Source organism: Sorangium sp. So ce362, from assembly GCF_051519845.1.
Taxonomy (GTDB): Bacteria; Myxococcota_A; Polyangia; order Polyangiales; family Polyangiaceae; genus Sorangium.
Genome location: NZ_CP150332.1, coordinates 5,645,498 through 5,659,109 on the forward strand (window position 1 = coordinate 5,645,498; position 13,612 = coordinate 5,659,109).

Consider the following 13,612-nt stretch of genomic DNA (forward strand, 5'->3'; position numbering starts at 1 on the left):
TCGCGCACCGCCTCCAACGGCGCCTCTTCGAGGATGACATGCGCGTTCGTCCCGCTGATGCCGAACGACGACACGCCCGCGCGGCGCGCCCGGCCGTTGCGCGGCCACCGACGCGCCTCTTGCAGCAACGACAGCCCGCTCCCCTCCCACGCAATGTGCGGGCTCGGCTGCTCCGCGTGCAGCGTCCGCGGCAGCACCTCGTGCTGCATCGACAGCACCATCTTGATCACACCGACCACGCCCGCCGCAGGCCCCGTATGCCCCAGGTTCGATTTCGACGAGCCCAGGTACAGCGGCCGCTCGGCCTTGCGCCCAGGCCCGAACACCTCCGCAAGCGCTCCGGCCTCGATCGGATCTCCGAGGCTCGTGCCCGTCCCATGCGCCTCCACCACGTCGATGTCCCCGGGCGACAGCCGGCACGACGAGAGCGCCTGCTCGATCACCCGCTGCTGCGAGGGGCCGTTCGGCGCCGTCAGACCCTGGCTGCGACCATCCTGGTTCACCGCTGACCCACGGACCACCGCCAGCACACGGTCCCCGTCGCGCCGCGCGTCCGAGAGCCGCTTCAACACCAGAATCCCGCACCCATCCGACCAGATGACGCCGTCCGCTCGCGCAGAGAAGCTCTTGCAGCGACCGTCCCGTGCAAGGCCCTTGAGGCGGCTGAACTCCACGAATCCCGCAGGCGTGGTCATCACGATCACCCCGCCGGTCAAGGCCAGATCGCACTCGCCCTGACGCAGCGCCGTGCACGCCAGGTGCAGCGACACAAGCGACGACGAGCACGCCGTGTCCACCGTGATCGCTGGGCCCTGCAGTCCGAGCACATAAGCCACACGGCCTGAGAGCACGCTCGCCGCGCTCCCGGTGCCCCGGTACCCGTCCAGCGCCTCCAGGTCGCCGCCGTGAAGAGCACCGTAGTCCGAGCCTATCGAGCCCAGGTACACCCCGGTGGCGCTCCCGCTCAGCGCCGACGGGCGCACGCCGGCCCGCTCCAAGGCCTCCCACGTCGTCTCCAGCACAAGCCGCTGCTGGGGATCCATCGACTGCGCCTCGCGCGACGATATCCCGAAGAAACCCGCATCGAACAGGTCGATGTCCGGCAGGAACCCCCCCTCGCGCACGTAGGTCTTGCCCACCGCCTCCGGATCGGGGTCGTAGACCGAAAGCGCATCCCAGCGCGCAGGGAAGCCCGCGATCACGTCCCTCTCTTCCGCCAGGAGACGCCAGTAGTCTTCCGGCGTCTCGACGCCCCCCGGCAGCCGGCACGCCATCGACACGATCGCGATCGCCTCGTCTTCCCGCCCCCGACGACGCGCCCGCGGACGGGATTCCACCAACAGCAGCTCCGAAAACGCGTGTCTAAGGAGCAGCTCTGCGATCGCCCGCGGTGTCGGGTAGTCGAAGACCAGCGTCGCCGGCAGGGAGATCTCGGCTCGGGCGCTGAGCCGGCGGCGCAGCTCCACCGCCATCAACGAGTCGAGCCCCAGATCCTTGAGCACCTGATCCGCTGCCACAGCCTCGCTGCGCGGAAGCCCTATCACGGCCGCAACCTCGCCCCGCACCAGCTCGACGAGCGCGTTCAGCCGCTCCGCCTCCGGCAGCGCCGAGAGGCGCTCGCGGAGCGCCGAGGCGTCTCGCCTCGTTGCCGAGGACGCCTTGCGCAAGCTGGGCCGCAGCAGCGCCCGAAACAGCGCCGGCAGCTCGCCGCTGGCCTCCAGCCCACGCTGCAGCTGCGCGAGATCCAGGTGCACAGGGACCAGGCTCGCTTCAGGGCGTGAGAGCGCGGCGTCCAGCAGCGAGAGCCCCTCTTCCACCGGCATCGGCACGAACCCGTTGCGCCTCATGCGCGACAGCTCGGCCTCGCCCAGGTGCGCTGTCATCCCCACGCCCGCCTGTGTCCAGAAGCCCCACGCGAGGCTCGTCGCCGCGAGCCCGCGGCCGCGACGGTGCGCCGCGAGCGCGTCGAGGAACGTGTTCGCCGCCGCGTAGTTGCTCTGGCCCGCCGTGCCAAACGTCCCGGCCGCCGACGAGAACAGCACGAACGCCGCGAGATCGAGCTCCCGCGTCAGCTCGTGCAGGTGCAGCGCCCCGTCCACCTTCGGCGCCAGCACCCGCGAGAAGCGCTCGGCCGTCTGGGCGGCGAGGACGCCGTCGTCGAGCACGCCGGCCAGGTGCAGCACCGCGTTCAGCGGCCGCGCCGCGTCGATGCCGGCCAGCACACGCGCGACCTCCTCCCGCTTCGACACGTCGCACGCAGCCACCGTCACCGTCTCGGCGCCGAGCTCCTCGAGCGACCGCACAAGCTCACGTGCCCCGGGCGCCTCCAGCCCGCGGCGCGACGTCAGCACAAGGTGCCGCACCCCGTGCGCGCGCACCAGGTGCGCCGCGACCGCCTGACCCAGCTCGCCTGTTCCGCCGGTCACCAGGACCGTGCCCGTCGGGTCCAGCCCGCGAACCGGCGTGAGCGTCTCCGCTGCCGCCTGCACGCGCACAAGGCGCGCGGCCAGCGCCGCGCCGCCACGCAGCGAAAGCTCCGGCTCCGCCGCCGTCGCCAGCGCCCGCGCCAGCAGCCCAGCGTCCACGCGCTCGGTCCCGACATCGATCAAGCGCAGCCGGCGCTCGGGGTGCTCGTTGCGCGCCGTGCGAACAAGCCCCCACAGCGGCGCGTGCGCCAGGTCCTCGACAGCGTCGCTCGGCGCCGCGCTGACCGCGTCCCGCGTCATCCACACCAGCTCGGTCGCGTCGAACCGTGGCTCCGACAGCCACGCTTGCAGCAGCGACAGCGCCTGCCGCGTCGCCTCGTGCGACGACCCCGCCACGTCCAACGGGCTCGGGCTCGCGGCGGTGACGTCGACCACCACCCACGCAGGCGCGCTCGCGCCCTGCTCGAGGCGCGCAACCAATGCATCGAGATCGGCAATCGCCTCCGCCCCCAGGGCTTCGGCGAGCCTCCCGCGTCCCTCCGCTGCACCGAGGACCACCAGCGAGCCCGCCTCCAGGGGGGCCGCCGCGAGCTCCACAGGTTGGAAGCTCACCCGGTACATATGCTGGGTTCCAGAGTGAATCGCTGTCCACAGCTGCTCGGCCGTCGCCCGGCGCAGATGCAGAGCGCCGATCTCCGCCACCGGCTGCCCCGCGGAGTCTGCGACTTGCAGCGAAGCGGTGTCCTGGTGTGCGCCTCGGTCCTGGATCTCCACCCGGACCCGAAGCTCGCTCGCCCCCGTCGCGTGCAGCGCCACGTCCGACCAGGCAAACGGCACGAGCACCTCGTTCGCCCCTGGGCTCTCGGAGAGGGCCGCGACCATCGTGTGGAGCGCGGCGTCCATCAACGCCGGGTGCACGCCATACGCGTCCGCGCTGTCCTTCTCGGTCCCCGGCAGCACCACCCGACCGAAGTAGGTTGTGCCTTGGCGCGACAGCTCCACGAGCCCTTGAAACGCCGGGCCGTAGTCGAGCCCGCGCTCACGCAGCCGCTCGTAAAACCCGGACAGGTCCACCGCCTCCGCGCCCGGTACAGGCCACGTCGACAGCTCGTCGAGCTCGTCAGGAGCGCCGGGCGTCTCGTCCGTCAACACCCCCGTGGCGTGCTGCATCCACGGGGCGTCCTCCGGGGCCTGCTCGGACTGGCTGTACAGCCCGACCTCGCGCCGGCCCGCCGCGTCCGGCGCTCCGACCGAAAGCTGCAGCCGCGCCGCGCCCTCCTCGGCCAGCACCAGCGGCTCGGCGAGCGTGAGCTCCGACAGCGACCGGCTGCCCACCGCGCGCCCCACCGCCAGCGCCAGCTCCAGCATGCCCGTGCCCGGAAACACCACCTTGCCAAACACCTTATGATCCCGGAGCCACGCATGCTCCGCCAGCGACAGCCGCCCTGTGAACAGGTGCCCCTCGCCGTCGGCCAGCTTCATCGCGGCGCCGAGCAGCGGATGGCCGGCCGCCTTCAGGCCCGCCGAGCTCACGTCACCGCGCCCCCTCGGCGCCTCCAGCCAGTAGCGCTGCCGCTGAAACGCGTACGTCGGCAGCTCCACGGACCGACCGCCACGGCCCGACAGCACCCGCTTCCAGTCCACCTCGTGCCCTTGCACGTGCACCGTCCCCAGCGCCGTCGCCAGCGCGCGCTCTTCCTCCTGCTCTCGCCGCAGGCTCGCCACAAACGTCGCCTCCGCTCCCTCCGGCAGGCACCCCGCCCCCAGCGCGCACAGCACGCCATCCGGACCGCACTCGACGTACGTGCTCACCCCCGCCGCCGCCAGCGTCCGCATCCCGTCGAAGAACCTCACCGCCTCGCGCGCCTGCCTCACCCAGTACTCGGGTGACCTCAGCTCCTGCGCGCTCCACAGCTCGCCCGTCACGCTGCTCACCACGGGCAACTGCGGCCTCCCATACTCGCACTCGCGCGCCACCCTCCCGTACTCTTCCAGCATCCCGTCCATGTGCGGGCTGTGGAACGCGTGCGACACGCGCAGACGCCGCGCGCGCCGGCCCTGCGCCTCGAACCGACTCCCCACCTCCAGCACCGCCGCTTCGTCCCCGCTCAGCACCGTCTGGCTCGGACCGTTGAGCCCCGCGATCCCGAGCACGCCCTCCAGCCCCATCGCCGACAGCGCCCCCTGCACCTCCGGCTCCGACGCTTCCACCGACATCATCGCTCCGCCCGCCTGGCACCTCTGCATCAGCCGGCCTCGCGCGCACACGAGCCTCGCCGCGTCCACGAGGCTCAGCACACCCGACACGTGCCCCGCGCTCAGCTCTCCTATCGAGTGCCCCAGCAGCGCCGCGGGCCTCACTCCCCACGCCTCCCACTGCCGGTACAGCGCCACCTCCAGCGCGAACAGCCCGGGCTGCGTGTACTCCGTCCGCTCCAGCAGCGCTCCCTGCTCGCTGCCCGCTTCCGCGAACACCACCTCTCTCAACCCACGGTCGAGCTGCGCGTCCAGCGCCTCGCACACCTCGTCGAACGCCGCGCGGAACACAGGGTATGATTCGTAAAGACTCTTCCCCATCCCCGCCCGCTGGCTACCCTGCCCCGTGAACAGCACCGCCAGCTTCCCGCCGCGCCCTCCCGTCCCGCGCACCACCCCGGCAGAAGCTCGACCCTCCGACAGCGCTCTCAGCCCCTCCACCGCCTCCGATACGCTCGCCGCCTGCACCGACGCGCGCGAGGCGAAGTGCGTCCGGTGCAGCGCCGCCGTCCTCACCACGTCCGACCAACGCACCTCCCCGCGCTCGCCGAGCCATGTCGCCCAGCGCTCCGCCTGCGCCGCCACCGAGGCCTCATCTCGCCCCGACAGCACCAGCGGCATCGCAGCACCGTCCGCCGCCGCCGGCTCGCGCACCGCCGCCACCGGCTCGCGCACCGCCGCCACCGGCTCGCGCACCGCCTCCAACGGCGCCTCTTCGAGGATGACATGCGCGTTCGTCCCACTGATGCCGAACGACGACACGCCCGCGCGGCGCGCCCGGCCGTTGCGCGGCCACCGACGCGCCTCTTGCAGCAACGACAGCCCGCTCCCCTCCCACGCAATGTGCGGGCTCGGCTGCTCCGCGTGCAGCGTCCGCGGCAGCACCTCGTGCTGCATCGACAGCACCATCTTGATCACCCCAGCCACACCGGCGGCCGACTGCGCGTGCCCGAGGTTCGACTTCGACGAGCCCAGGTACAGCGGCCGCTCGGCCTTGCGCCCAGGCCCGAACACCTCCGCAAGCGCTCCGGCCTCGATCGGATCTCCGAGGCTCGTGCCCGTCCCATGCGCATCCACCGCGTCGATGTCCCCGGGCGACAGCCCGCACGACGACAGCGCTTGCTGGATCACGCGCTGCTGCGCGGGGCCGTTCGGCGCCGTCAGGCCCTGGCTGCGACCGTCCTGGTTCACCGCTGACCCACGGACCACCGCCAGCACACGGTCCCCGTCGCGCCGCGCGTCCGAGAGCCGTTTCAGCACCAGGATCCCGCACCCCTCGGCCCAGATGACGCCGTCCGCCTGGGCAGAGAAGCTCTTGCAGCGACCATCTCGCGCAATGCCCTTGAGACGGCTGAACTCCACGAAGGTCGTGGGCGTGGTCATCACCATCACCCCGCCGGCCAGCGCCAGGTCGCATTCGCCCCGGCGCAGGGCCATGGAGGCGAGGTGCAGCGACACAAGCGACGACGAGCACGCCGTGTCCACCGTGATCGCTGGGCCCTGCAGCCCGAGCACGTACGCCACGCGGCCCGAGATGACGCTGCCGGCCCCGCCCGTAATGCGATAGCCATCGAGCGTCCTCAGGTCGTCCGCGTGGCCAGCGGCGTAGTCCGAGCCCATCCAGCCCAGGTACACCCCGGTGGCGCTCTCGCTCAGCGCCGACGGGCGCACGCCGGCCCGCTCCAAGGCCTCCCACGCCGTCTCCAGCACAACCCGCTGCTGGGGATCCATCGACTGCGCCTCGCGCGGCGATATCCCGAAGAACCCCGCGTCGAACAGGTCCACGTTCCGTAGAAATCCCCCCTCTCGCGCGTAGCTCTTGCCCACCGCCTCCGGATCGGGATCGTAAATAGAAGAAGCTTCATATCGGGAGGGGAAGCTCTCGATGACATCCTTCCCTTCACGCAGGACACGCCAGTAATCCTCCGGCGTCTCGATGCCACCCGGCAGCCGGCACGCCATCGACACGATCGCGATCGGCTCGTCGTCCCTCACCCGACGGCGCACACGCGCGCCGCCCCCCGTCTCCTGCAGCTCCGAGAAGGCCTGCTTCAGGAGCAGCTCTGCGATCGCCCGCGGCGTCGGGTGGTCGAAGGCCAGGGTCGCCGGCAGCGAAGTCTCGGCCCGGGAGCTCAGTCGACTGCGCAGCTCCACCGCCATCAACGAGTCGAGCCCAACCTCCTTCAGCACCTGGTGGGGCTCCACCAACGCGGGGTGGTGCAGCCCGAGCACCGCGGCGACCTCGCCCCGCACCAGGTCGATCAGCGCTTCGAGCCGCGCCGACTCCGGCAGCGCCGAGAGGCGCGCGCGAAGCGCTGAGGTCTCCTGTGTCCCGGAGGATGCCTTGCGCAGGCTCGGGCGCACGAGAGCCCGGAGCAACGCGGGCACTCCGCCGCTGGCGTCAAGCCCCGATCGCAGCTTCCCCAGATCGAGGTGCGCCGGAACCAGGCTCGCTTCAGAGCGCGAGAGCGCGGCGTCCAGCAGGAACAAGCCCTCTGCTACGGACATCGGAATAAATCCTGCGCGCCTGATGCGAGAGAGCTCGGCCTCGCCCAGGCTGTCCGTCATGCCCCCGGCACCCGGCGCCCAGAAGCCCCAGGCGAGGCTCGTCGCCGCGAGCCCGCGGCCGCGGCGGTGCGCCGCGAGCGCGTCGAGGAACGTGTTCGCCGCCGCGTAGTTGCTCTGGCCCGCCGTGCCAAACGTCCCGGCCACCGACGAGAACAGCACGAACGCCGCGAGATCGAGCTCCCGCGTCAGCTCGTGCAGGTGCAGCGCCCCGTCCACCTTCGGCGCCAGCACCCGCGAGAGGCGCTCGGCCGTCTGGGCGGCGAGGACGCCGTCGTCGAGCACGCCGGCCAGGTGCAGCACCGCGTTCAGCGGCCGCGCCGCGTCGATGCCGGCCAGCACACGCGCGACCTCCTCCCGCTTCGACACGTCGCACGCAGCCACCGTCACCGTCTCGGCGCCGAGCTCCTCGAGCGACCGCACAAGCTCGCGTGCCCCGGGCGCCTCCAGCCCGCGGCGCGACGTCAGCACAAGGTGCCGCACCCCGTGCGCGCGCACCAGGTGGAGTGTCACCGCCTGCCCCAGGCCGCCCATGGCTCCGGTCACCAGCACGGTACCCGCGGGGTCCAGCCCGCGGGCTCGGGTGAGCTCTTCCGTTGCCGCCTGTGCGCGCACCAGGCGCGCGGCCAGCGCCGCGCCGCCGCGCAGCGAAAGCTCCGGCTCCGCCGCCGTCGCCAGCGCCCGCGCCAGCAGCCCAGCGTCCACGCGCTCGGTCCCGACATCGATCAAGCGCAGCCGGCGCTCGGGGTGCTCGCTGCGCGCCGTGCGGACGAGCCCCCACAGCGGCGCGTGCGCCAGGTCCTCGACAGCGTCGCTCGGCGCCGCGCTGACCGCGTCCCGCGTCATCCACACCAGCTCGGTCGCGTCGAACCGTGGCTCTGACAGCCACGCTTGCAGCAGCGACAGCGCCTGTCGCGTCGCCTCATGCGACGACCCCGCCACGTCCGACGGGCTCGGGCTCGCGGCGGTGACGTCGACCACCACCCACGCAGGCGCGCTCGCGCCCTGCTCGAGGCGCGCAACCAATGCATCGAGATCGGCAATCGCCTCCACCCCCAGGGCTTCGGCCAGTCGCGCTCCTCCCTCCGGTGCACCGAGGACCACCAGCGAGCCCGTCTCCGGCCCGGTCGCCACGAGGCTCACCGGTTGGAAGTCCACCCGGTACAGCTGCTGGGCATTGGCACGGCTGGCAGCCGACAGCTGCTCCGCTGTCGCTCGCCGCAGATGCAGGGCGCCGACGCTGGCCACAGCCTGCCCCGCCGCGTCCGCGGCCCACAGCGACGCCACGGCTTGCGTCATGTCTCCTGCTTCAAGCTCCAGCCTCACCCGGAGCTCGCGCGGTCCCGTCGCGTGCAGCGCCACGTCCGACCACCAGAAGGGTAGCAGCACCATGTCCGCTCCAGCCGCCTCCGAAGAGGCCGCGAACAGCACATGCAGCGCGGCATCCATCAGCGCCGGGTGCACCCCATACGCCTCGGCGCTGTCCCTCGTGCTCTCGGGCAACACCACCCGGCCGTAAAGCCTCGTGCCTTCGCGCCACAGCTCCACGAGCCCTTGAAACGCCGGGCCGTAGTCGAGCCCGCGCTCACGCAGCCGCTCGTAAAACCCGGACAGGTCCACCGCCTCCGCGCCCGGCACAGGCCACGTCGACAGCTCGTCGAGCTCGTCAGGAGCGCCGGGCGTCTCGTCCGTCAACACCCCCGTGGCGTGCTGCATCCACGGGGCGTCCTCCGGGGCCTGCTCGGACTGGCTGTACAGCCCGACCTCGCGCCGGCCCGCCGCGTCCGGCGCTCCGACCGAAAGCTGCAGCCGCGCCGCGCCCTCCTCGGCCAGCACCAGCGGCTCGGCGAGCGTGAGCTCCGACAGCGACCGGCTGCCCACCGCGCGCCCCGCCGCCAGCGCCAGCTCCAGCATGCCCGTGCCCGGAAACACCACCTTGCCAAACACCTTATGATCCCGGAGCCACGCATGCTCCGCCAGCGACAGCCGCCCTGTGAACAGGTGCCCCTCGCCGTCGGCCAGCTTCATCGCGGCGCCGAGCAGCGGATGGCCGGCCGCCTTCAGGCCCGCCGAGCTCACGTCACCGCGCCCCCTCGGCGCCTCCAGCCAGTAGCGCTGCCGCTGAAACGCGTACGTCGGCAGCTCCACGGACCGACCGCCACGGCCCGACAGCACCCGCTTCCAGTCCACCTCGTGCCCTTGCACGTGCACCGTCCCCAGCGCCGTCGCCAGCGCGCGCTCTTCCTCCTGCTCTCGCCGCAGGCTCGCCACAAACGTCGCCTCCGCTCCCTCCGGCAGGCACCCCGCCCCCAGCGCGCACAGCACGCCATCCGGACCGCACTCGACGTACGTGCTCACCCCCGCCGCCGCCAGCGTCCGCATCCCGTCGAAGAACCTCACCGCCTCGCGCGCCTGCCTCACCCAGTACTCGGGTGACCTCAGCTCCTGCGCGCTCCACAGCTCGCCCGTCACGCTGCTCACCACGGGCAACTGCGGCCTCCCATACTCGCACTCGCGCGCCACCCTCCCGTACTCTTCCAGCATCCCGTCCATGTGCGGGCTGTGGAACGCGTGCGACACGCGCAGACGCCGCGTGCGCCGGCCCTGCGCCTCGAACCGACTCCCCACCTCCAGCACCGCCGCTTCGTCCCCGCTCAGCACCGTCTGGCTCGGACCGTTGAGCCCCGCGATCCCGAGCACGCCCTCCAGCCCCATCGCCGACAGCGCCCCCTGCACCTCCGGCTCCGACGCTTCCACCGACATCATCGCTCCGCCCGCCTGGCACCTCTGCATCAGCCGGCCTCGCGCGCACACGAGCCTCGCCGCGTCCACGAGGCTCAGCACACCCGACACGTGCCCCGCGCTCAGCTCTCCTATCGAGTGCCCCAGCAGCGCCGCGGGCCTCACTCCCCACGCCTCCCACTGCCGGTACAGCGCCACCTCCAGCGCGAACAGCCCGGGCTGCGTGTACTCCGTCCGCTCCAGCAGCGCTCCCTGCTCGCTGCCCGCTTCCGCGAACACCACCTCTCTCAACCCACGGTCGAGCTGCGCGTCCAGCGCCTCGCACACCTCGTCGAACGCCGCGCGGAACACAGGGTATGATTCGTAAAGACTCTTCCCCATCCCCGCCCGCTGGCTACCCTGCCCCGTGAACAGCACCGCCAGCTTCCCGCCGCGCCCTCCCGTCCCGCGCACCACCCCGGCAGAAGCTCGACCCTCCGACAGCGCCCTCAGCCCTTCCACCGCCTCCGATACGCTCCCCGCCTGCACCGACGCGCGCGAGGCAAAGTGCGCGCGAGCGGTCGCCAGGGTGAAGGCGACGTCGACGAGAGCCATGTCGCCTCGGCCAGCAAGATGTGTCGCCAGGCACGCGGCGTTCTCCTGCAGGGCCTGCACCGTCTTCCCGGACACCACCAACGGCAGAGTGACCGCGCGCGAAGCCGCCGCGCGGCCGCCCGTGCGGACCGCGTCCCAGTCGACATCGATCCCTTCGCGCCACAACGCGCCGAGCAGCGCCTCCAGCCCGCCCCGCGCGGCCGCCTCGCGCCAGCAGGTCGCGAGGACCACAGAACGGCTGTCTCCCCACGTCTTCAGCGACGCTTCGAACGAGCGCACCGCGACTGGATGCGGCCCCACCTCGACGATGCACGCGCTGTGCTGCCGCGTCACGCTCTCGACAGCTTCGACGAGTTGAACCGGCTCGCGGAGGTTCCGCGCCCAGTAGTGCCCATCGAGCTCCGGACCGGCGATATACCGGTTCGCGACCGTGGACCACATCGGGATCGTGGGCGCGCTGGGCTGGATCGCCGCGAGCCGCCGCTCGATCTCGGGGAGCAGCGGCTCCATCTCGGCGGTATGAGCGGCGTAGTCGATGCGCACGCGCATGGCGCCGATGCCATCGCTCGCGAACCGGCGCACAAGACGCTCGACGGCATCGACCGGCCCGGCCAGGCAAACCTGGCCGGGGGCCAGATGGACGGCGACTTGAACGCCGCCCGCGTCGCCGCTGGCGAGGACGCGCTCGGCGTCCGCGACCGACAGATCGGCGACGATCATCGCGCCACGTCCTGACGCATGGTTCGCGATCAGAGCCGACCAGGTGGAGATCACCCGCGCCCCGTCGCGCAACGACAGGGCCCCAGCGACCACGGCCGCGGCGACCTCGCCGACGCTCTGGCCGAAAACGAGCTCAGGGACCACGCCCCAGCTTTGCAGGGTGCGGGCAAGCGCGACCTGAACGCTGAAGACCACGGGCTGCACGACGTCGGTTCGGTCGAGCCGCGAGCACGCCTCGTTCGCCGCGAGCTCGGCGATCACGGACCACCCGGTGAACTCCCGGACGGCTCCATCGCAGGCCTCGAGGGTCGCGCGGAACACCGGCTCCCCGGCCATCAGGTCACGGACCATGCCAGCCCAGTGGCCGCCGTGTCCTGAAAAGAAGAACACCAGCCGCGGCCTCGGCCGGGAAATCGGGTGGAGCTCCGCGCCACCGTCGACCAGCTCCCGCAATGCGGCCTCCACCGAGGCAGCATCGCGCCCCTGGACCATGGCGCGAACGGAGCCCGTGCCGGGCTGGACCACGAGCCGCTCCGCGTCGCGACCCGCGCCCGAAGCAGCGAAATCGGCGAGGAGGCGTCGAGCCGCATCGCGGAGCGCCTGCTCCCCATCAGCAGCCAGGGGGACGAGGATCTGCGGTCTGTAGGGAGGTTCCTCCAGCGCAACATGGGCATTCGTTCCGCCGAAGCCGAAGCTGCTGACGCCGGCGAGACGGCCCGCGTCCCTCGGCCAGCCTTGCTGCCGTGCGACGACTTCGAGCCGAAGCGCCTCAAAGTCGATGTGGGGGTTCGGGCTCTCGAAATGCAGGCTCGGCGGCAGCTGCCCGTGATGCAACGCGAGCGTCGCCTTGAGGAGCCCGGCGATGCCCGCCGCAGCCTCGAGGTGGCCGAAGTTCGTCTTGACCGAGCCGATGCGAAGCGGCTGCTCCCGGCCGGGTGCGAACACGGCGGCCAGCCCCGCGGCCTCGATAGGATCGCCGAGGATCGTGCCCGTACCATGGGTCTCGACGTATGCGACCTCGCGGGGCGCAACCCCCGCTCGCTGCCAGGCGTCTCGGATGACGTCAGCCTGAGCCTCAGGGTTCGGTGCCGTGAGTCCATTGGACGCGCCGTCGCTGTTCACGGCGCTGCCTCGCAGCACCGCGTAGATGCGGTCGCCTGCGACGAGCGCGTCCGAGAGGCGGCGCAGCACCACCACGCCGCACCCCTCGCCACGGACGTAGCCGTTGGCACCTGCAGCGAAAGCCCGGCAGCGGCCGTCAGGACTCATCGCGCCGAACTTGGTCATCTGGACCGTGGCGTGGGGGGTCAGCATGAGGTTGACCCCACCCGCGAGCGCCAGATCCGCCTCCCCACGCCTGAGGCTCAGCGCCGCGAGATGCACGGCTACCAGCGAGGAGCTGCATGCCGTGTTGACCGTCATCACCGGCCCGCGAAGCCCCAGAGCGTAGGCGATGCGGGCGGGGATGATGGAGTTATCCCAGCCCACGGCAGAGTGTGGCTCGATGCCTGTCGCGTCCGCCCCCGCGACGCGGCCATACTCCTGCCACATGGCGCCGAAGAACACGCCCGTCCGAGACCCCCCGAGCCCGGTGGGAACGATGCGCGCGTCCTCGAGCGCTGCCCAGGCAGTCTCAAGCGCGAAGCGCTGCTGCGGATCCATCTGCCTGGCTTCAGCCGGCGAGATTCCGAAGAAGCCTGCGTCGAAGCCCACGATCTCATCGAGAAAACCACCCCATCGGGTCGTCATCTTCCCGGGCGCCTGGGCGTCCGCGTCCAGCCAGGCCTCAGCGTCCCAGCGGTCCGGAGGAACCTCGACGATGGCATTCACGCCCGAGCACAGGGCCCGCCACATCCCCTCGGGGGACGTGATGCCGCCGGGCATGCGGCACCCGAGCCCGATGATGGCGACGGGCTCGTCGACGGACGACGACGCGACGGCGCGCGCGCCGAGGGCTGTGGAAACGGGCTCACCGTGCGTATCCGCCAGATGCCTGGCAAGCGCGTTCAAGGTGCTGTGCTGCCATATCAGCGTGGCGGGGAGAGCGCGCCCCATCCAGCTCGACAGCTTTTCAACCAGGAGCAGCGCCCTCGCGGAGTCGAGGCCCTGCTCGTGGAATCGAACATCATCCTGAACGGCTCCCGGCGTAACCTGCAGCAAATCGGCCAATGAATCGCGCAGAAACCCAAAAATCCTGTCCATCGGCGCCACGCTTAACACAATGAATTATTATGATCAAGCACGACCCCATAAAGATGCACACGGCAAAACCGCCATCACCCCGCACAGTGCGGGCGCAATTTCACACA

The 13,612-nt window shown here is 71.6% G+C and carries 1 protein-coding gene (only partly in view); it reads right to left on the reverse strand.

Annotation, left to right across the window (positions count from 1 at the left end; genetic code table 11):
- Positions 1-13,505, reverse strand: the beginning of a protein-coding gene (locus tag WMF17_RS21530; RefSeq protein ID WP_437651001.1) for a type I polyketide synthase. The gene continues 14,209 nt to the left of window position 1, outside the view; only the first 13,505 of its 27,714 coding nucleotides appear in the window; it begins with the start codon at positions 13,503-13,505; its stop codon lies off the left edge, out of view.
- Positions 13,506-13,612: the final 107 nt, after the last annotated feature.